Here is a 20,370-nt window from a genome sequence, read left to right as displayed (position 1 = left end):
GAGTTAATAGAAATTGAAAAAGCAGTTGAGCGTTCTAAAAGGGCATGGGAAAAGGCTTATATTCAAAAAGATACTTTGTATCTTGATAGTGTAGCATTGAATATACATGATTTTTACGGAGGGCTTGAAAGGATATTTGAGCTTATAGCGGAAAACCTTGATGGAATTAAACCTCAAGGATCAAACTGGCCTCAAGAATTACTAAGGCAGATGACAGTCGATATACCTAAAATAAGACCTGCCGTTATCGATATTCAATTAAAGAATGAACTGGATAATTACAGGGCGTTTAGACATATTGTAAGAAATGTTTATGCGCATAATTTTTTGCCGGAGAAAATGGAACCATTAGTAAAAAATATTGACGAAGTATTTAATAAAGTTAAAGAAAACTTAGAAAGATTTTGCGATTTCTTGGAAAATATATAAAAAATCGGGGGTATCTTTATGGACCTTATTCAAAAATTTGAAAACGCAAAAAAAGTTTTAGAATTTGCCAAAAGCTGTGAAGGGGTAACGGATGTAAGACTTATTGATGCTCGGGATATTGTGGTGGATGATAGGGTAAGGTTTCAGTGCTCCCATTCTGGATGCAGGGAATACGGTAAGAGGTTCATGTGCCCGCCTAAGGTGCCGGATGTGGAGGAGTTTAAAAAGGTGCTCGCTCATTACATAATGGCGCTTTTAATTCAGATAAAAGGCCCCGCTGAGGATGTGTTAAAGCTTTCAAAGCTTTTGCATAATGCGGTGTACAAAACCGAAAAAAAGGCTTTTTCCCTGGGTTTTCCCTTTGCAGCGGGATTAATAGGAGGTCCCTGCAATTTGTGCGAAAAATGCCCCGAGGGGGAAAATGCACGCTGTATAAACAGGGAAAAGGCAAGGCCTTCAATGGAGGCAATGGGCATAGATGTTTTAAAAACATGCAAAAATGCCGGTATGAATTTAGAATTTAAAAATGGTGAGATAACGTGGACGGGACTTGTACTTATAGATTGATTGAATAGAAAGCATAAATATCAAAACACCTATTACTTTCTACGAAAGTTTAACGAAAAATATGGTTTTAATAAGACATTAGATTCGGAAGTAATAAAACTGCTTTTAAATTATGATTGGCCCGGCAATGTTCTAATTATATTGTATATAAAGGCCTAAATATTTTTTATTTTATGGATAGGAGGGCTTCAAAATATGTTTGGATATTATGGCAAAATAATTAATGTAAATCTTTCAATAAAAAAAATAGAAATACAGGATTTTCCTGAAGAATTACAAAAGAAATATATAGGCGGTAGTGGTGTTGGAGCAAGAATTTTATATGACGAAACTGGACCTGATACCGATCCCCTGAGTGGAGATAATCCTCTGATATTAATGACTGGTCCTTTTGTAGGCACCAGGATACCTACATCAGGAAGACACCAAATAATAACAAAATCACCCTTAACAGGAATTTATGGAGAAGGAGATGTAGGAGGAAGCTTTGGAGCAACACTTAAAACATGCGGATATGACGGGATAGTAATAAAAGGCTGTTCAGAAAAACCCGTATATATACTTATAACCCAGGGAGAAATACATATAAAAGATGCTGGGGAAATATGGGGTAAGGATACTTATGAAACAGAAAAATATTTTAAGTCCAAATATGGCAAAAACGTAGCAGTAGGATGCATTGGTCTTGCAGGGGAAAATCTTGTCCCCATTGCTAATATAATTTTTGACGGGAAACATGCAAGGGCTGGAGGTAGAGGCGGCTTAGGAGCGGTAATGGGATCAAAAAAACTAAAAGCTATAGCAATAATTAAAGGAAATTCAACTGTAGATGTGTATGATTCAAAAGGTCTTCTGGATTCAATAAAAAGAAATTCCCGGATCATCATAGAAAAAACAAAATCTTTAGCACAATTTGGAACTGCCGGCGGGGTAGTAGGAAGCGAAATGATAGGTGACTTACCGCTGAAAAACTGGGCTGAAGGTTCATGGCCCGAAGGAGCTCAAAAAATATCGGGGCAGAGAATGGCAGAAACTATATTGACAGGCCGTTATTTCTGCAAAGGATGCATAATAGGATGTGGCCGAGAAGTTGCAGTAAAAGAGGGGAAATACGCAGGAGTGGAAGGAGCGGGTCCTGAATACGAAACCCTGGGGATGTTGGGAGGTTGTTGTTTAATAGATGACTTAGACGCGATTGCTTACGCTAACGAATTGTGTAACCGTTACGGATTAGACACAATATCAACAGGAGGAGTAATAGCATTTGCCATGGAAGCTGCAGAAAAAGGTATAATAAAAGAGGAAGAGATTCCGATAAAATGGGGTAATCCTGGCACCTTGATCAGTCTTATTCACAAAATAGCAAAAAAAGAAGGGATAGGAGAAATTTTAGGTAAAGGAGTAAAAGAAGCTGCAAAAATTTTTGGGAAAGGTGCGGAAGAATTTGCTATCCACTCAAAAGGGCTTGAATTTCCTGCGCATGACCCTAGAGCATACAACAGCCTGGCATTGGGATATGCCACGTCAAATCGCGGAGCTTGCCATTTGCAGGGAGCAACCTATTTTTTTGAAAAAAGCGTGATAGCACCCGAATTGGGATTTGCTGAAGTCCAGGACAGACTGGATAAAGAGAGAAAAGCGGAGCTTAATGTAAAGGCTCAAAATTTAATGAGCCTTTTAGATTCTTTGAAATTGTGCAAATTTATTTTGTATGGAGGAATGACTCCTAATGTAATAGTGGAATGGCTGAATTTGGTAACCGGATGGGATATAACTCTGGATGAATTTATGAAAATTGGAGAAAGGATATTTAACTTAAAACGCCTGTACAATACGAGATTAGGTATTAGGCGGGAACATGACACGATACCTAAACGGATTTTAACTCTAAAGAGAGGGGGAGGTACCAAAGATAACCTTCCAAACCTTGAAGAAATGCTGGAAGAATACTATAAAATTCGGGGTTGGAATGAACAAGGTATTCCAACTGAAGAAAAGTTAAAGGAGTTGGGGTTATAATCAAATGGAAATTAAGCTATTTTCACCCTTTGACAAACTTGCAGGGGAAAAGAATATTGTAATTACTACTAAAGAACAATTTACGGTTAAAGATCTAATAAATTTTTTGTGTTTAAATTATCCACAAATTAAAAACTTTATAGGAAACATGAAAATAGAAGATGCCGTTTACTGGAGGCTGTCAATAGTAAGGGATGGTGTTTTGCTTAAAGCCGAAGATAAATTAAGAAATGAGGACAAGATATTTATAATTACTCCGATTATGGGTGGTTAAATCAGTTGTTTAGGCATAACGCTTTATCTTTTTTACATTATTAGTAAATGCTAATGATGGAATAAGGACAACAGTCCAACACTCCGGGAAAATATTTAAAACACCGGAGGGAGTTTTATTAAGAAATCACGTGGAATTTTAAAATATACAGTGCAAATTCAGTAAATTTATGCATTTTTACGCAAAAAAGGGTGAAGTACCGGTTTAATAAAAATTTGCGGGTTTTCGATAACATTTACAGAAGAGGTCAACGAAAAGGGTGGTTTTGGTGCAGGTTGAAGGTATAAATAATAGTATTAATTTAATATCGATGAGGCCCGAAATCAATAATAGCAGCCAGTTAAAGGCTGGAGAGAGTTTAAAGGCAGATAATTTTTCTGTATCAGATTTTGGCGAAGATTTAAAACAAAAGCAAGATGGACTATCTGGGGAAGATTTTAAAAACTTGATAGAAGGACTCGACAGGGTTTCGGTGGAGATAAAAAATACCCGTTTTGAGTTTTCCATCCACGAGGAGACAAAAAGGGTCATCGTTAGGGTTTACGATAAAAATACAGGTAAACTTATAAGCGAGATACCGCCAGAAAAATTTCTCGACCTTATTGCCAATATATGGAAGCAGGTAGGGCTTATTGTAGATAAAAAGGTTTAACAGGGAAAAGAGGTGTATAAAATGGTAGACGGCATTTCTAGGACTTTGAGGATAGGCGGGCTTGCTTCGGGTATGGACATAGACCAGATTGTTTCCAACCTTATGAAGATAGAAAGGCAAAAGGTAGATAAGCTCTACCAGCAAAAGCAGATCCTCGAGTGGCAGAGAGAAGACTACAGGAATATAAACTTAAAGATTAAAGCCCTTTACGATTCGGCGTTTAATATGAAGCTTCAAAGCACTTATTTGAAGTATAAAGCAACCATATCTTACAGCGATGGCACAGCTCCAGACAGCATTTTTACCGCTACACCGGGTGCTACCGCTATACCGGGGACTTACGAGGTTAAAGTAGAGCAGATTGCAAAAGAAGCTAAGATAGAAGGTCAAGGCCCTCTTTCAAAGTCAATAAAGAGCGATGTTTTAAGTATAACTGAAACAACACCAATAGAAATAAATAGTAGTAATAATAAGTTTACGATTTCGATAGATGGTGTAACAAAAACAGTGGAGTTAACACCAAAAACTTATGATGGTTGGGAAGGTAAAACCTTAAGAGATCTTGCTAATGATATACAAATTAAGATAGGGGAAGCTTTTGGAGCTGAGGTAGTAAAAGTAGAGGCAATAGATAACAGGCTCAATATATATGCGTTAGGTAATGTTAAATCGGTTGTAATAGATGATGGTGAAGCTTTGAATGTTCTTAAAATAGCAACGAGAAGCACATTTAATAAAATAAATATATATGCGAAATTAGTAGATGAACGCACGAAATTTGAATATGATCCATTTAAGGATGAGAACTATATATTGAAGTTTACTATAAATGGCCAACTCTTTGAATATGATTTTACTAGTGATAAATATAAAAATTACACATTAAATGATATATTGAATGACATAAATACAAACGCTAATGCGAAGGTGACAGCCTATTACGATGCAATAACTGATAAAATAGTGATAAAGTCAAAGGAAACTGGAACAAGTGCAAAGGTAGAAATAAAAAATGAATCAGGTAATTTATTTGGGAATTCAAGCGATAATTTAGGTGCTTTAAAGATTATATCAGATAGTATGGATGTTGGCGAAGATGCTTTAATTTCAATAAGAAATGTTGATATTTCAAATAATTTTATTAACATTTTCCAACACACAAACACCTTCACAATAAGCGGGATACAGTTTTTATTGAAAAAAGAAGCACCTGGCAAGATTGCTACACTTACAATAGAGAGGGATGTAGACTCTGTAGTAGAAGTAGTAAAAAACTTCATAAACATCTACAACGACACCATAGATGCTATAAATAGTAAACTCAATGAAGAACGCTATCGGGACTACCTTCCTTTAACTGATGAGCAGAAAAAGGAATTGAAAGAAGACGAAATCAAAAAGTGGGAAGAAAAGGCAAGAAGCGGCTTATTAAGGGGAGATACAATACTCAGCAGTATTGTAAACAAATTGAGGCAGACGGTTTACAGCAGTGTTTCAGGTCAGCCTTCGGATTTTGATACATTATTTGATGTGGGCATAAAGACGGGAAGCTACTACGAAAAGGGGAAATTATACCTTGATGAAGCAAAATTAAAAGAAGCCATATCCAAAAATCCGGAAGCGGTTGCAAACCTTTTTACAAAGGTTGCATCGTCCATATACGACATTGCAAAAAGCGGGATGGATAGCATAACAAAAAAAGCAGGAAGTTCCACTCAGTATTTCGATAACAGCCTTATTGCCCAGAATATCCGCTATTTAAACGATAGGATATCGAAGATGGAAGAAGACTTAAAAAAGATAGAAGACCGCTACTGGAAGCAATTTACAGCAATGGAGAAGGCGATACAGTCGATGAACCAGCAGAGCATGTGGCTTGCAAATCAGATGGGGATGTATCAGGCACAATAAGGGGGAGATAGAAAATGATGAACGCCTATCAGCAGTACCAACAAAACGCTATTTTATCCAGCCCACCTGAAAAACTTGTACTTATGCTTTACGAAGGTGCGCTTAAATTTTTAAAGCTTGCAAAAAAAGCCATAGAAGAAAAGGATTTTGTAGAAGCGAACAACAATATAATAAGGGTAGAGGATATAGTAATGGAACTTAACATGAGCCTTGATATGAATTACGAGATTTCAAAAAATTTAAGGAGCCTTTACAATTTCATATATGAAAAATTGATTGATGCAAACATTAAAAAGGATGTGAAAATATTGGAGGAAGTAGAAGGGCTTTTAGAGGGTTTGAAGGAGGCATGGCAGGAGGCCTACCTTGAGGTTATGAAGGCAAAAAAGGCCGCCTTGTAAATTTTTAAAGCCGGTGCAATTTACCGGCTTTTTGCATTATAATAAAAATGAACAAATAAAAAGGAAGAGAGTATAGGTTATGAAAGAATTGGAAAATTTATTTGATGAAAAGGGGAAAAACTTAGAAGAAATTTTGTCTATTACTTTAAAAATGAGGGAAGCACTGCTTTCCGAGAATACGGATGAATTTTTGGCATTATTGGAAAAAAGAGGGGAATTAATAGAAAGCTCAAAAAGGATAGATGAAAAGATTAATAGCATCGGTGTCGATATTGACAAAAATATGAAGGATTTGAATATATTAAAAGAAGGAGTTTTTGGGAAACTTTCAGAAATTAAAAAACTCGATGATGAGGTTAACATTCTTGCACGAAAACTTCTTTCAAGCATTGAGAAAAAAATTGAGGATTTAAACTTTGCAAAAAATGTATCGCAAAAATATACTGCCCTTTACGATAAAGTGAATTTTAATGAGGGATTTTTTATTGATAAAAGGGAGTAAAATTATTAAGGACGGTGCGCTAAAATTATGGATTTTTCAAATATCGAAAGAGTAATTTCAAGGATTGAAGAGATAAAGGCAAGGTTCAATATAAATAGCGGTATTTCTATTAAAACGGATTTACAAGAGAAAAATGTTGAAAGCTTTGAAAGTATCTTAAAAAATGCAATGAGTAAATTAAAACAATATGAGGATAAAAATGTGAATTTAGTAGAAAACGGCAGAGGATATGAAAAAGTAAGGGAAGTAATAGAAAAAGCCTCGGAGGCATTAGGGGTGGACAAAGCATTGATCCTTGCTGTAGCAAAGGCTGAATCCAATTTTAATCAAAAGGCTATTTCACCAAAAGGGGCAATAGGGGTAATGCAGCTTATGCCTTATACTGCTGAAAGCCTCGGTGTGAATCCTTACGATTTAGAAGACAATATCTTGGGAGGGGCTTTTTATTTAAAAAGCCTTTTGGATCGCTTTGATGGAGATTTGGTTAAGGCTTTGGCGGCGTACAACGCAGGGCCCGCAAATGTGGAAAAGTATAAAGGGATTCCGCCTTTTGAAGAGACTAAAAATTATGTCCAAAGGGTTTTAAATTATTACAGATTCTATAAAAATTTTTTCTAAGAAATTCTATTTTTTCCTTGCTTTTTGGAATAATAGGGTATATAATAAAGTAAGGCATTCTAAAGGGTTGTTTTTTTCGATACTTTGCCTAATGCAAAGGACCGGAAAATGGTAACTCTAAGGAATGCCAGAGAATCTAATTAATAAGTGAGGGGTTTTTTAATGGCATTCCAGGACAAAGTGTTAGTATGTAAAGACTGCGGGAAGGAGTTTGTTTTCACCGCAGGGGAACAGCAGTTCTATGCTGAGAAGGGCTTTGAAAACGAGCCTTCAAGATGCAAAGCCTGCCGCGACGCAAGAAAGGGCAGAACAAGAAATGAACGCGAATACTCAAGAAGAGAAGGCTCAAAGGTGCTTTATGATGCTGTCTGCGCAGAATGCGGCGCACCAACTAAGGTTCCCTTTAAGCCGAGAAACGACAGACCTGTCTACTGCAGCGAGTGCTTCCAGAAGCATAAGGTATATCAACGCGCTTAATTAAGGGAGAATAATGGGGTCCGGTATATCCGGGCCCTTTTATTTTGTTTTATTGTACCATTATATTTTCTGAAAAATGAAATTTTAATTTTGATATTGCAATATTATACATTATTAATTATAATTATACTCATCAGGCAAATATAATATTTATACAACAGCATAAATAAATATACGTTCATCAAATATCCATATAAGGCGATTTAAACAAATAAAGTTAGGAGGATAATGAATGAAAAAATATTTTAAGTTTTTGGCATTATTTCTAATAATTCTTACATTAGCGGCTCTTTTGTTCGGATGTGCAAAGAAAGAAACGGCAAATAATACCCAGCAGAGCAATCAGACGTCAAACCAGCAAAATAGCACCAGTTCTCAGCCTGCCGATATAGTGGAAGAGATTAAAAAAGCCGGGAAATTGGTTGTAGGTACCAGTGCTGACTATCCACCCTTTGAGTTCCACGATATTTCAAGCGGTAAAGACGTTATAGCGGGTTTCGATATAGACCTTGCCAATGCTATTGCAAAGGAACTGGGTGTGGAATTAGAGATTAAGGATATGTCCTTTGACACTATTATTCCTGCTGTTTTGAGCAAGAAAGTGGATATAGGGATTGCGGGCTTTACTATAACGGAAGAGAGGAAAAAGAGCGTTAACTTTTCAATACCCTATATTCAGGGCGGACAGCAGATCATAACCTATAAGGGAAGTGGAATAAAGGGTAAGGATGATTTAAAAGGTAAGACCGTTGGTGTTCAGCTTGGAACTACCGGTGAAGAAATAGCAAAAAAGATTGAAGGTGCAAAATTAAAGCAGTTTGACAAGGTAGATGCAGCTGTTATGGATTTGCTGAATAAAAAAGTGGATGCGGTTATCGTAGATTTTGCTGTTGCAAAAGCCTATGCTTCCAACAATGCAGATAAATTGGAGCTTGTAGGAGATATGCTCGACGATGCTGCAAAGGCGGTTGTGTTGAGGAAAGAGGATGAAAAGCTTTTAGAAATAGTGAACAAGGTTATAACCGACCTTAAAAACAGCGGTGAACTTGATAAAATGGTACAAAAGTGGTTTGTTGAATATAAACCAGCAAAATAGGAGGATTTAATAAGGGCTCTTTTAGAGCCCTTTGCCTTTGAAAGGAGATAGGGATGAAAAATTTGGATTTTTCTATAGTAATACCTTACTTGCAGCTATTTATAAGAGGTTCACTTGTTGCAATTGAAATAACTGCACTTGCGGTATTGATGGGTGTGATTATAGGAACTTTCGTAGGTATGGGCAAAATGTCGAAGGTGTTTATAATAAGGGCGATATGCACCGTTTACGTTGAAGTTATAAGAGGCACGCCGCTTTTAGTACAGCTTTTGATATTTTACTTTGGACTTCCGCAGATTATCGGTTATTCCCTTTCGGAATTTCCCGCTGCCGTTATTGCCCTCGGGATAAACAGCGGGGGTTATGTTGCAGAGATAGTGCGTGGCGGGATTCTTGCGGTTGACAAAGGTCAGATGGAGGCTGCAAGGTCGCTCGGTATGAGCTATGCCCAGGCAATGAGGTATATTATTTTGCCGCAGGCCTTTAAAAAGATGATACCTCCCTTAGGAAACGAGTTTATAACCCTTTTAAAAAATTCTTCCCTTGCAACTACCATAGGTTTCCCGGAGCTTACAAGGGCGGCTCAGGTGGTTGCGGGAAATACCTACAGGCCTTTTGAACCGTATATTACCGCTGCACTCTTTTATCTCATAATGACTTTGAGTTTTACACAGATTCTCGGGGTAGTGGAAAGGAGGCTTGCAAAGAGTGATTGAGATAAGGGATGTTCATAAATATTTTGGCAAACTCGAGGTCCTAAAGGGCATAACCAATACAATAAACAGGGGAGAAGTGGTAGTTATTATAGGGCCTTCAGGTTCGGGTAAAAGCACCCTCCTTCGCTGCCTCAATATGCTTGAAGAGCCTACAAAAGGTGAAATTTTAATTGAGGGGAAGCCACTAAACCATAAATCGGTTGACATAAATAAGTTGCGTCAGGAAGTTGGTATGGTCTTCCAGCACTTTAACCTCTTCCCGCACAAAAAGGTGATTGAAAACATCACCCTGGCACCCGTCAAGGTAAAAAAGGAAAATCCCGAAGAAGCGAGGGAAAAGGCTTTAAAACTTTTGGAAAGGGTAGGTTTAAAGGATAAGGCCGAGTGCTACCCTGCATCCCTTTCCGGAGGACAAAAGCAGAGGGTAGCGATAGCAAGGGCCCTTGCCATGAGCCCTAAGATAATGCTTTTTGATGAACCTACTTCCGCTTTAGACCCTGAGATGATAAAGGAAGTGCTTGATGTAATGAAGGATTTAGCTCAGGATGGGATGACAATGGTTGTTGTAACACACGAAATGGCCTTTGCGAGGGAAGTAGGTGATAGGGTGATATTCATGGACGAAGGGGTAATTGTGGAGGAAGGCACTCCCGAAGAGATTTTTGAAAATCCTAAGAATCAGAGGACCAAGGAGTTTCTAAGCAAGATACTATAAAAGCGCAAGTAATTTAATAAACCCCTCCCGTATTATAATTTAAATGCCCGGGTTTTCGCCCGGGCATAAAAATTAATGAGATAAAGATTATAAGAGCATTTCCCTGCTTTTTAGTAAGTAGTAGGCCATGAGACATGAGGAAATCAAAAGCACCACCGCAAAAATCGGGGGGACAATTACAAAGTATTTTGCTACATTAAAAGATTTTCCCAAGGTTTGAGCGGTTTCGGCAACGACCTTATTAAAATTTAAAGCAGCGTTGAAGCCGAAGCGAAGCCAAAGGGCTGAAATTCCAATGGAAAGGGGGAAAAGCATCATAGCCATTTTAAACCCGAGGAGCCTTCTTTTTTTGAGGCCGTTTAACCCGAGAAAGATGGGAACGAGAAAAAATAATGAAAATGCACCGCCCAAAAATTGCGGGGATAGGCCGATGAACAGCGCCGAGGTTAGCGCAAAGAGGCGGATGCCGGTGTTTAAAGGTTTTAGAAGGTCTTTGAAATCAAAATAGGCTGCCCTTATATAATGTAGATAAGAGAGAATTAGCCTTTCTTTTTCTATTACCTCCATGTTTTTTGATTGTATATTTTTAATTAAGTCCTTTCCCTTTTTGATGATGCCTTCGTAAACTTTTTTCTTTTCATTGCTTTTAATATCTTCTTCGATCAGGGTTAAATATATTTCCTTCTGTTTAAATAACTCTTTTAAAAGCTGATTTTTCTTGTTTTTGCCGAGGTTTAATTTTTCAGTTTTTTCTTTTAGTGAATCTAAGATTTCTATAATTTCAAGATTTTCCAACGGTCTCACCGGGTACCCGAACTTTTTTAAAATCATAATCGGGCAGCTGGGCTATTTTTAGTCCGCCCTTTTTAAAGTGCGCCCATTCCCAGCAGGCGGTATTTGGGCACACTTTTATTGCCTTAACAAATTTATACCATAATTAAATAATTCATTTCAAATTAATTTTACCCCTTGACAAAAAAGAATGGTGAGCATTAAAATATTTAATAACATTTAGAGGATTTTGCGGTGTAATAATTTAATAAGTTAAAGGTGATGAGGGAAAGAGTAGCCGTACGGGCTTTTCAGAGAGCCGGTGGTGGGTGCGAATCGGTAAGCACGCACGGTGAAGTACATTCCCAAAACCGCAGGCTGAAAGAAAAGTAGGCCGGGCCGTATCCTTTGCGTTATAAGGCTAAAGTGGGTTTGTCGTGGATTCTTATCCACGATAAACCAAAAAGGGTGGTACCGCGAGGAAAACTCGCCCCTATCGGGGGCGGGTTTTTTTATTTATAATCGCTGCATTTGCTACTAAAATTCCCATTAGGAGGCTGAGGATTATGCTTTTTAGTGAAGTTGAGGCCCTTCCCAGGAAAAAATTGCAGGAACTTCAGTTGGAGAGATTGAAGAGAATTGTGAAGTACGCTTACGAAAACGTTCCCTTTTACCGGAAAGTTTTTGATAAGATAGGGTTAAAACCGGAAGATATAAATTCGCTGGAAGACATAAGTAAAATTCCCTTTACTACGAAGGAAGACCTTCGTCAAAACTACCCCTACGGCATGTTTGCGGTGCCCTTAAAAAGGATAGTCAGGCTTCATGCGTCATCGGAAACAACAGGGAGACCTACGGTTGTAGGGTATACCAAAAACGACATTGATACCTGGTCCGAGCTTGTGGCAAGGATAGCTTTCATGGCGGGCGTGAGGGAGGACGATGTGGCTCAAATTGCCTTCAGCTACGGGCTTTTTACAGGGGCTTTCGGGCTTCACTACGGTTTGGAAAAAATAGGGGCCACAGTTGTACCCATATCCAGCGGAAATACAGAAAGACAGATAACCATTATGAAGGATTTTGGGTCAACGGTGCTTGTGAGCACTCCGTCCTATGCCCTTTACATGGCAGAGGTCGCGCGCGAGATGGGTGTAGGAAAAGAGGATTTAAAACTTCGTCTTGGGCTTTTCGGTGCGGAAGGCTCGACAAAGGAGATGAGGAATGAAATAGAGCGTCTTTTTGGTATAACAGCTACCGAAAACTACGGTTTAAGCGAAATTATCGGCCCCGGGGTTTCGGGAGAATGTGAAGAGAAAAACGGGCTTCACATTGCGGAAGACCACTTTTTGGCAGAGATCATAGACCCTGATACCGGTGAAGTCTTGGACTACGGCCAAAAGGGAGAATTGGTTATAACAACCCTTACCAAGGAAGCCATGCCCCTTTTAAGGTACAGGACGAGGGATATAACGAGTATTAATCCCGAACCCTGCAGGTGCGGCAGGACCCTCGCACGAATGAGCTCGGTAGAGGGCAGGACGGATGATATGCTCATAATAAGAGGTGTAAATGTCTACCCCTCTCAGATAGAAAGCGTGCTTATGAGTATAAAGGGTATAGGCCCTCATTACGAAATTGTTGTCACTAAAAAAGGCTATTTGGATGAGCTTACCGTAAATGTGGAGCTTGCCGACCCGGACATGCTGGACAAATATCAGAAGCTGGAGGAGCTGAGGAATCTTATCCGCAGCAAGCTGAAGTCCGTTATACAAATCGATGCAAACGTTAGGCTTGTAGAGCCAAAAAGCCTTGCGAGGTTTGAAGGTAAGGCAAAGAGGGTGAAGGACCTAAGAAATAAATAAAAAATTATACAATTTTTAATTATAATGGTGTAAAATTTTATACGGGTGATAAAATGTTTCCGAGTTTAAATGGAAATTCCGATTATGCTGTTGCGCTTTTAAAAACAATTATATCGGTTATCCCTGATGCGGTTATGGTGACCGATAGGGAAGGTACCTGCATTATGGTGAATCAAGCCTATATGGAATTAAGCGGACTTTCGGAAAAGGATGTTGTGGGGAAACCTGCCAATATAGATATTGCCGAAAAAGAGAGCATTTTGATTAAATCCCTTAAGGAAAAGCGCCCCTTTTTTAACGAGCTAAGGAGAGTAGGGCCCGAAAAAAAGGAAGTGCTCTGCAGTGCTACGCCCATTTTTATTGATGGAGAACTGGTGGGAAGCGTAGGTGTTATGCACGACATATCGGAAATAAAAAGACTTTCAAGGGAACTGGAACATAAAAACCAGCTTATTAAAAACCTTCAGCCTACGTATACTCTCGATGATATTGTTGGTGAAAGCGAAGCAATTGTGAAAGCAAAGGAGAGGGCCAAAGCCTGCGCAGGGGTTTTTGCAACTGTGCTCATTTCGGGAGAAAGCGGCACAGGAAAGGAGCTTTTTGCCCATGCCATCCACAACCTGAGCAAAAGAGCACAAGGACCCTTTGTCAGGGTAAACTGTGCTGCCATTAACAAAGATTTGATTGAAAGCGAGTTATTCGGTTACGAAGGTGGTGCTTTTACAGGCTCCCTAAAAAAGGGAAAAAAAGGCTATTTTGAGGAGGCCGACGGGGGAACAATTTTTCTCGATGAGGTGAGCGAGCTTTCACTGCCTGCTCAAGCAAAACTTCTGAGGGTTTTGCAGGAGCAGGAAGTGGTAAGGGTTGGAGGTACCGTGCCGAGAAAGGTGGACGTAAGGGTGATAGCAGCGACTAACAGGGACTTGGAAGAGGAAGTGAAAGAAGGGAATTTCAGAAAGGACCTCTTTTACCGTTTAGATGTGCTTTCAATTAAGATACCGCCTCTCAGGGAAAGAAAGGAAGACATTCCCCTCCTTTGCAGCCATATATTAAAGAGGCTGAATCAAAAATACGGAAGGGGAGTAAGTAAAATAAGTGATGATGCTCTTAAAATGCTTTATTCATATGATTGGCCCGGAAACGTCCGGGAGCTGGAAAATGTAATAAGCAGGGCTATGATCAATATGGATATTTCCGAAAAGGAAATAAAAAAAGAACACCTTCCACCCCTTAATGTTGCTAAGAGTGAAGAAAAATTGAAACCTGAGGATGGGGTTATAACGGTAAATATTAAGGATAAAAAGTGGAAGGAGATTAAAAAAGAGTTTGAGAAAAAGGTTTTTGATTACTATTTAAGGAGGAAAAAGAAAAAGGTTGATATTGCAAGGGAATTGGGTATTACCCGTAGGTCTTTATATTTAAAAATTAATAATGGGGATAAATAAAAGGGAACAAAATTATACATTTATTTTGTTCTCTTTTTTTATTTTTTATGCTTTTTAAAAAATGTATATATAAGTAATCAAAAAAAAGAAAACAAAAGTATACATATTCAAAACATTCTACCTATTATATCTAAGTCAAACAAATGGTACAATTTTTGCACTCAATATAACTTGACAGTGCTTTGAATCTTTCAAAAAAAATTAAATTTGGGGGAATAGAAAATGAAAACAGATATATTCAAGGAAATGGAAAAACACGGCTTTGAACAGATTATTTTTAACTACGACAAGACCACGGGTTTAAAGGCTATTATCGCAATACACGATACAACTTTAGGCCCTGCTCTCGGCGGATGCCGTATGTGGCCCTATGAATCGGAAGACGAGGCTCTTTTTGATGCCATGAGGCTCGCTAAGGGAATGACCTATAAGTGCGCCATAGCGGATACAAATTTTGGCGGTGGGAAAACGGTAATAATAGGTGATCCCAAAAAGGATAAATCCGAAGGGCTTTTCAGGGCCCTAGGAAGGTTTGTTCAGATGCTGAAAGGGCGATATTATACTGGAACTGACCTTGGCACAACGGGGATGGATTTTGTTTATGCCAGCAGGGAATCGGATTACATGGTAGGGCTTCCCGAGGAGTACGGGGGAAGCGGCAATTCTGCTGAGCCTACGGCTTACGGGGTTTACTTGGGTATGAAAGCAGCTTCAAAAGCAGTTTTTGGAGATGATTCCTTAAAAGAAAGAAAAATTGCTGTTCAAGGTGTTGGCAAGGTAGGAGCGATTTTGATTGATTATCTGATGAAAGAAGGGGTAAAAAATATTACAATAACCGATATAAGCGAAGAAAACATTGCCAAGGTATTGGAGAAATATCCTACTATTAAAACTGTTTCTCCTGAAGAGATCTATGATGTGGAATGCGACATTTTTTCTCCCTGCGCCCGAGGAGGCATAATAAACGACGAGACCATTCAAAGGTTAAAGTGCAAAATAGTAGCGGGGGCAGCAAATAACCAGTTATTAGAACCGAGGCATGGCGACATGCTGCACGAAAGGGGAATCCTTTACGCACCCGACTATGTAATTAATGCAGGAGGGCTCATTCAGGTTGCTGATGAACTTGAAGGAAAAAATGAACAAAAAAGGAAGGAGAGGGTAATGAAAAAGACGGAGGCAATTTACAACATACTCTTAAAAATTTTTACTATAAGTCGTGAAGAAAATATTCCTACTTACAAAATAGCTGACAGGCTGGCTGAGGAGAGAATAAATATGATAGGCAGGTTAAAGACTAATTATATTCCTAAATAAAAAAACCGTTGTAATTCATTTAATAATTTAATAAAATAAAATTCAAATACAGAAAGGGGATATGGGTGAGCAAGATACTCGCTATTAATCCGGGTTCAACTTCTACTAAGATTTCCCTTTTCGATGAAAATAAAGAAATATTCACAGAAAACATTGTACACAAATACGAAGATTTAAAAGCTTTTAAAAACATCATAGAGCAGGAGGAATTTAGGTTTAATGCTATAAAAAAGGCTCTTGAAGAAAGGGGATTTAGCTTTTCCGATTTGGATGCGGTGGCGGCAAGAGGAGGTATTTTAAGGCCTGTAAGGGCTGGAGTTTATGCTATTAACGACTTAATGCTTTCCGATTTAAAAAATGCTGTGGCTGGAGAACATGCATCCAATGTGTCCGCTTTTATTGCAAAAAGGATAAGTGAAGCTTACAATATTCCTGCCTATGTAATAGACCCCGTTTCAGTTGATGAAATGGAAGACGTTGCAAGGATATCCGGGTTTTCTGAGATAGAAAGAAAGAGCCTTTCCCATGCACTGAATATAAGAAGGGTAATTTTCTCCATTGCAGAAAAATACGGTTTTTCCTATGAAGAAAAAAATTTCATAGTCGCCCATTTAGGCGGGGGCATATCCGTAGCAGCGGTTAAAAAAGGGCGGATGGTGGATGTGGAGAGTGCAAACTGCGAAGGGCCTTTTTCACCGGAAAGGGCCGGGGGACTTCCTATTTTGGATTTGGTAGATCTTTGCTTTTCAGGCAAGTATACAAAAGAGGAACTCAAGAGAAAGCTCATACAGGAAGGCGGTATGTATTCATACCTAGGAACAAAAGATGTAAAAGAGGTTGAAGAAAGGATTAAAAAAGGCGACGAAAGGGCAAAGCTTATCCTCAATGCCATGATTTACCAGATTTCTAAAACCATTGGAGAAATGGCAACCGTCTTAAAGGGAGAGGTAGACTATATTATCCTGACGGGAGGCATAGCAAAGTCGGACTACGTTTCGGAAAGAATTAAAGAAAGGGTCGGATTCATAGCACAAGTGGAAAGGATCCCCGGGGAAGAAGAAATGCTGGCTCTCGCAGAAGCTGTAATAAGGGTTATAAAGGGCATGGAAAAGGTGCGGGAATACGGGGGTGATTATGTTGATTAAAAATTTCAACGAAATCTTTGAAAGGCTAAAGGCTTTTCCCCCCGTTACTTTGAGTGTTGTCCAGGCGGCCGATGAGCCCGTGCTTGAAGCGGTTAGGGATGCAAAGGAAAAGGGGCTTATAAAACCCATCCTTGTAGGGAAAAAGGAGGATATCCAAAAAAGGGCTGAAAATGTAAGGTTAACCTTGGAAGAAGGAGAAATTTTAGACTGCCCCGAAGATAAAGCAGCAAAAGAAGGGGTAAAACTTGTTGCCCAAAACAAAGCTGAAGTATTAATGAAAGGGCTTATAGACACCGCAACTTTTATGAAAGCGGTGCTGGACCCGGAAATGGGGCTTAGGACCGGGGCACTTTTAAGCCATCTTGCCGCTTTTGAGGTGCCCTCTTATCCCAAGCTATTATTTTTGACCGATGGAGGGGTAAATATTGCCCCAACCTTAGAAGAAAAAATCTTTATACTTCAAAATGCTATTGATGCCCTTCATTCCTTAGGTTATGATAAACCTAAGGCAGCAATTCTCTGCGCGGTAGAGACCGTATCCCAAAAAATGCCTGCTACTGTCGATGCAGCAATAATAAGCAAAATGGCAGAAAGGAATCAGATAAAGGGTGCCCTGGTTGATGGCCCTTTAGCTTTGGATAACGCGGTAAACGAGGAAGCAGCTTTTCATAAGGGCATAAAAAGCCCGGTCGCAGGCAATGCTGACCTTTTACTCGTGCCCAATATAGAAACAGGGAATGCACTCGGCAAATCCCTTTCCTTTTTGGCAAAGGGTGCAATGGCCGGAATTGTCTTAGGTGCAAAAGCGCCTATAGTTCTTTCTTCAAGAGCAGACAGCAGTTTTTCAAAACTTGCTTCAATAGCTTTAGCATGTTTAGTAAAAAGGGGTGGAAAGATTTGAAAAAGGATTTTTTAACCGGAAATGAGGCTATAGCAAGGGGGGCTTATGAGTACGGCGTAACATTTGCTTCTGCATACCCTGGAACTCCCAGCACCGAAATTTTAGAAAATATAGCAAAATATGAGGAAATTTATGCAGAATGGGCCCCCAATGAAAAGGTTGCACTGGAATCTGCAGTAGGTGCAAGCCTTGCAGGCGCAAGGTGCATAGTTTCCATGAAACACGTAGGGGTAAATGTTGCTGCCGATCCTTTGTTTACCCTTGCTTATACCGGTGTAAATGGGGGGCTTGTCCTTGTCAGTGCCGATGACCCCGGCATGCACAGTTCTCAGGATGAACAAGACAACAGAAACTATGCACCTTTTGCAAAAATACCCATGTTTGAACCGTCAGACAGTCAGGAAGCAAAAGAGCTAATCGGCATAGCCTTAGAAGTGAGCGAAAAATTCGATGTGCCGGTACTTTTCAGGGTGACAACAAGGATTGCCCACAGCAGGGGAATAGTTAAGCTCGGTGAACGGATAGAAAGGGAATTGAAACCCTATCAAAAAAATCCTCAAAAATACGCTATGATTCCGGCCTTTGCAAAAAAAAGGCGTTTGGATTTAAAAGAGAGATTAAAGGCATTAAAGGAATACAGCGAGAATTTTCCCTACAATAAAATAGAATGGGGGAAAAACAGCGAGTTTGGTATTATTACAAGCGGGGTAAGCTACCAATACGTTAAAGAAGTATTCGGTGACGATGTAAGTATTTTAAAACTTACCATGACTTATCCATTGCCTGAAAAGATGATTTCAGAGTTTATAAGCAGGTTTGAAAGGGTATATGTTGTTGAGGAGCTCGACCCGTATATTGAAAACAGCATAAAGGCGATGGGGTATAAGAATATAGTTGGGAAGGATATAATACCCGAAGTGGGAGAACTTTCTCCAGAGATTATAAGGGAGGCTTTCGGCTTAAATAAGGCTGAAGTCTACTACAAACCTGAAGTGAATTTGCCGTCAAGGCCTCCTGTGTTATGCGCCGGATGTCCGCACAGGGGAGTATTTTACGTCCTTAAGAAGATGAAAGCGGTTGTCACCAGTGATATAGGTTGCTACAGCTTGGGCGTTTTGCCGCCATTGGAAAGCATTGACAGCATCCTCTGCATGGGTGCGAGCATAGGAATGGGCCACGGCTTTAAGAAGGCTTATGAGCAGGAAGGCAAGCAAAGCCCCTTTGTAGTGTGTGTTATCGGTGACTCTACGTTCCTGCACTCCGGAATTACCGGGCTTATTAACGTAGTATATAACAACAGCAATTCCGTAACTTTAATAGTGGATAACGGCACTACTGCTATGACAGGGCACCAGCACCATCCCGGTACAGGGTATAATGCCAAGGAAGAGCCTGCTTATGCAGTTTCATTGGAAGAAATATGCAAAGCAGTTGGGGTAAAAAATGTATATGTGGTAGATTCCTATGATTTAAAAGCGATAGAAGATGCATTGAAAAAGGCAAAGGAAAAAAGCGGCGAACCTACGGTAATTATTGCAAGGAGAGCCTGTGCACTGTTAAAGGGTAAGGGCCCTAAAGGGCTTTACACGGTAAATCAGGAAAAATGTAGGAAATGCAAGATGTGCTTAAAACTCGGGTGTCCTGCTATACAAATTCAAGGGGAAGATGTTATTATCAATCCCTTAAGCTGTGTTGGATGTTCTGTATGCGCACAGGTCTGTCCTTTTGATGCAATAGAAAAGGCAGGTGAGGATAAATGATCGTAAAAAACCTATTTATTTCCGGTGTTGGCGGACAGGGAACAATACTTGCCGGTAAGGTTATCACACGAGCATTAATCGAGCACGGCTTTGACGTGAAAATGTCTGAAATTCACGGTATGGCCCAAAGGGGAGGAAGTGTTGTAACTCAAATAAGATACGGAGAAAAGGTCTATTCCCCTGTCATTGAAAAGGGGAAAGCTGATGTGCTCCTTGCCTTTGAAAAGTTGGAGGCTTTAAGGTATATAGAATACCTTTCAAAAGAAGGGACGTTAATAGTAAACAATTTAGAGATTCCACCTTCCACAGTGCTTGCTGGAAAGGAAGAATATCCCCAAAATATTATTGAATATATAAAAAATAATATTAAAAATGCAATAATAATAGATGCCGTTTCAAAGGCAAAAGAGCTTGGGGATGTCAGGGTTCAAAATATAATCCTTACAGGTGCTCTTGCAAAGGTGATGTCCTTTGAAAAAGAAAAGTTTTTAAGTGTAATAAAAGAGGTTGTACCGGAAAAGTATAAAGAAATTAATGTAAGGGCTTTTGAAACAGGATTTGAATTGGTATAACTTGTTAAGATTAATTTTTTTAGCTTAATAATACAGAAAATTATAAAATGAAATAAAAGATATAAAAGTATTAATAAATTAGGTATATTAAATAAAATTGATAAAAGTTCAACAAATTATATGAGAGAATTACAAGAAGAGAAATTTCACAAAAATAAATCAAGTATGTCAATATTCTATGAAAATGTCACCTAAACATAGGTAGATATATTCTGAGAAA

Annotated in this window: 21 protein-coding genes and 1 other annotated feature; of the genes, 20 read left to right on the top strand and 1 reads right to left on the bottom strand. The window is 39.1% G+C overall.

What is annotated here, in order from left to right; genetic code table 11:
* Positions 1-75 precede the first annotated feature (75 nt).
* The 13 genes from ACPLVF_RS00760 to ACPLVF_RS00700 all read left to right on the top strand — a co-directional run bounded on the left by ACPLVF_RS00760 (position 76) and on the right by ACPLVF_RS00700 (position 10,377).
* The gene (locus ACPLVF_RS00760) at positions 76-429 is read left to right on the top strand and encodes a hypothetical protein (protein WP_424905917.1); all 354 of its coding nucleotides are present in this window, start codon (positions 76-78) and stop codon (positions 427-429) included.
* Positions 430-447: 18 nt separating this feature from the next.
* Positions 448-996, top strand: a complete 549-nt coding sequence (locus tag ACPLVF_RS00755) for a DUF2284 domain-containing protein (protein WP_424905916.1) — start codon at positions 448-450, stop codon at positions 994-996.
* 195 nt (positions 997-1,191) lie between these two features.
* Positions 1,192-3,015 (top strand): aldehyde ferredoxin oxidoreductase family protein, encoded by a 1,824-nt coding sequence (locus ACPLVF_RS00750; RefSeq protein WP_424905915.1) that lies wholly within the window; start codon positions 1,192-1,194, stop codon positions 3,013-3,015.
* Between the two features lie 4 nt (positions 3,016-3,019).
* Entirely contained in the window at positions 3,020-3,289 is a 270-nt protein-coding gene (locus ACPLVF_RS00745) for a MoaD/ThiS family protein (protein WP_424905914.1), read from the top strand.
* A 259-nt stretch (positions 3,290-3,548) separates the two neighbouring features.
* Positions 3,549-3,941, top strand: a complete 393-nt coding sequence (locus tag ACPLVF_RS00740; RefSeq protein ID WP_424905913.1) for a flagellar protein FlaG — start codon at positions 3,549-3,551, stop codon at positions 3,939-3,941.
* 21 nt (positions 3,942-3,962) lie between these two features.
* Positions 3,963-5,852 carry a flagellar filament capping protein FliD gene (fliD, locus tag ACPLVF_RS00735; RefSeq protein ID WP_424905912.1) on the top strand — a complete coding sequence of 630 codons (1,890 nt, stop codon included), beginning with the start codon at positions 3,963-3,965 and terminating at the stop codon, positions 5,850-5,852.
* 14 nt (positions 5,853-5,866) lie between these two features.
* Complete coding sequence (gene fliS / locus ACPLVF_RS00730; RefSeq protein ID WP_424905911.1) at positions 5,867-6,253, top strand: flagellar export chaperone FliS; 387 nt, start codon at positions 5,867-5,869, stop codon at positions 6,251-6,253.
* Between the two features lie 79 nt (positions 6,254-6,332).
* Positions 6,333-6,755, top strand: a complete 423-nt coding sequence (locus ACPLVF_RS00725; RefSeq protein ID WP_424905910.1) for a hypothetical protein — start codon at positions 6,333-6,335, stop codon at positions 6,753-6,755.
* Positions 6,756-6,782: 27 nt separating this feature from the next.
* Positions 6,783-7,373: a lytic transglycosylase domain-containing protein gene (locus ACPLVF_RS00720; protein WP_424905909.1), complete on the top strand. Its 591-nt coding sequence runs from the start codon at positions 6,783-6,785 to the stop codon at positions 7,371-7,373.
* 162 nt (positions 7,374-7,535) lie between these two features.
* Complete coding sequence (locus tag ACPLVF_RS00715) at positions 7,536-7,850, top strand: zinc-ribbon domain containing protein (protein ID WP_424905908.1); 315 nt, start codon at positions 7,536-7,538, stop codon at positions 7,848-7,850.
* Positions 7,851-8,082: 232 nt separating this feature from the next.
* Positions 8,083-8,946, top strand: a complete 864-nt coding sequence (locus tag ACPLVF_RS00710; protein ID WP_424905907.1) for a basic amino acid ABC transporter substrate-binding protein — start codon at positions 8,083-8,085, stop codon at positions 8,944-8,946.
* 53 nt (positions 8,947-8,999) lie between these two features.
* Entirely contained in the window at positions 9,000-9,662 is a 663-nt protein-coding gene (locus ACPLVF_RS00705; protein WP_424905906.1) for an amino acid ABC transporter permease, read from the top strand.
* Positions 9,655-10,377, top strand: a complete 723-nt coding sequence (locus ACPLVF_RS00700) for an amino acid ABC transporter ATP-binding protein (protein ID WP_424905905.1) — start codon at positions 9,655-9,657, stop codon at positions 10,375-10,377. Before ACPLVF_RS00705 ends, ACPLVF_RS00700 begins: the two co-directional genes overlap by 8 nt.
* An 87-nt stretch (positions 10,378-10,464) precedes the next feature.
* Here the strand turns inward: ACPLVF_RS00700 and ACPLVF_RS00695 are convergent, their stop codons facing one another.
* Positions 10,465-11,172, bottom strand: a complete 708-nt coding sequence (locus ACPLVF_RS00695; RefSeq protein ID WP_424905904.1) for a hypothetical protein — start codon at positions 11,170-11,172, stop codon at positions 10,465-10,467.
* A 249-nt stretch (positions 11,173-11,421) separates the two neighbouring features.
* Positions 11,422-11,646 (top strand) — a binding site (T-box leader).
* A gap of 68 nt (positions 11,647-11,714) precedes the next feature.
* Here ACPLVF_RS00695 and ACPLVF_RS00690 point away from each other — a divergent pair.
* The 7 genes from ACPLVF_RS00690 to ACPLVF_RS00660 all read left to right on the top strand — a co-directional run bounded on the left by ACPLVF_RS00690 (position 11,715) and on the right by ACPLVF_RS00660 (position 20,150).
* A complete protein-coding gene (locus ACPLVF_RS00690) occupies positions 11,715-13,010 on the top strand; it encodes a phenylacetate--CoA ligase family protein (RefSeq protein ID WP_424905903.1) in 1,296 nt (431 codons plus the stop codon).
* A 53-nt stretch (positions 13,011-13,063) separates the two neighbouring features.
* Positions 13,064-14,455: a sigma-54 interaction domain-containing protein gene (locus ACPLVF_RS00685; protein ID WP_424905902.1), complete on the top strand. Its 1,392-nt coding sequence runs from the start codon at positions 13,064-13,066 to the stop codon at positions 14,453-14,455.
* 222 nt (positions 14,456-14,677) lie between these two features.
* Positions 14,678-15,772 (top strand): Glu/Leu/Phe/Val dehydrogenase dimerization domain-containing protein, encoded by a 1,095-nt coding sequence (locus ACPLVF_RS00680; protein WP_424905901.1) that lies wholly within the window; start codon positions 14,678-14,680, stop codon positions 15,770-15,772.
* A gap of 65 nt (positions 15,773-15,837) precedes the next feature.
* Positions 15,838-16,917 (top strand): butyrate kinase, encoded by a 1,080-nt coding sequence (gene buk / locus ACPLVF_RS00675; RefSeq protein WP_424905900.1) that lies wholly within the window; start codon positions 15,838-15,840, stop codon positions 16,915-16,917.
* Positions 16,907-17,818 (top strand): bifunctional enoyl-CoA hydratase/phosphate acetyltransferase, encoded by a 912-nt coding sequence (locus tag ACPLVF_RS00670; protein ID WP_424905899.1) that lies wholly within the window; start codon positions 16,907-16,909, stop codon positions 17,816-17,818. The genes buk and ACPLVF_RS00670 overlap by 11 nt, the downstream gene beginning before the upstream one ends.
* The gene (gene iorA / locus ACPLVF_RS00665; RefSeq protein ID WP_424905898.1) at positions 17,815-19,578 is read left to right on the top strand and encodes an indolepyruvate ferredoxin oxidoreductase subunit alpha; all 1,764 of its coding nucleotides are present in this window, start codon (positions 17,815-17,817) and stop codon (positions 19,576-19,578) included. The genes ACPLVF_RS00670 and iorA overlap by 4 nt, the downstream gene beginning before the upstream one ends.
* Complete coding sequence (locus ACPLVF_RS00660) at positions 19,575-20,150, top strand: indolepyruvate oxidoreductase subunit beta (protein ID WP_424905897.1); 576 nt, start codon at positions 19,575-19,577, stop codon at positions 20,148-20,150. Before iorA ends, ACPLVF_RS00660 begins: the two co-directional genes overlap by 4 nt.
* Positions 20,151-20,370: the final 220 nt, after the last annotated feature.

It is taken from the genome of Thermovenabulum sp., from assembly GCF_049701175.1.
Lineage (GTDB): Bacteria > Bacillota > Thermosediminibacteria > Thermosediminibacterales > Thermosediminibacteraceae > Thermovenabulum.
This window is presented reverse-complemented; position numbering and strand designations above follow the sequence as displayed.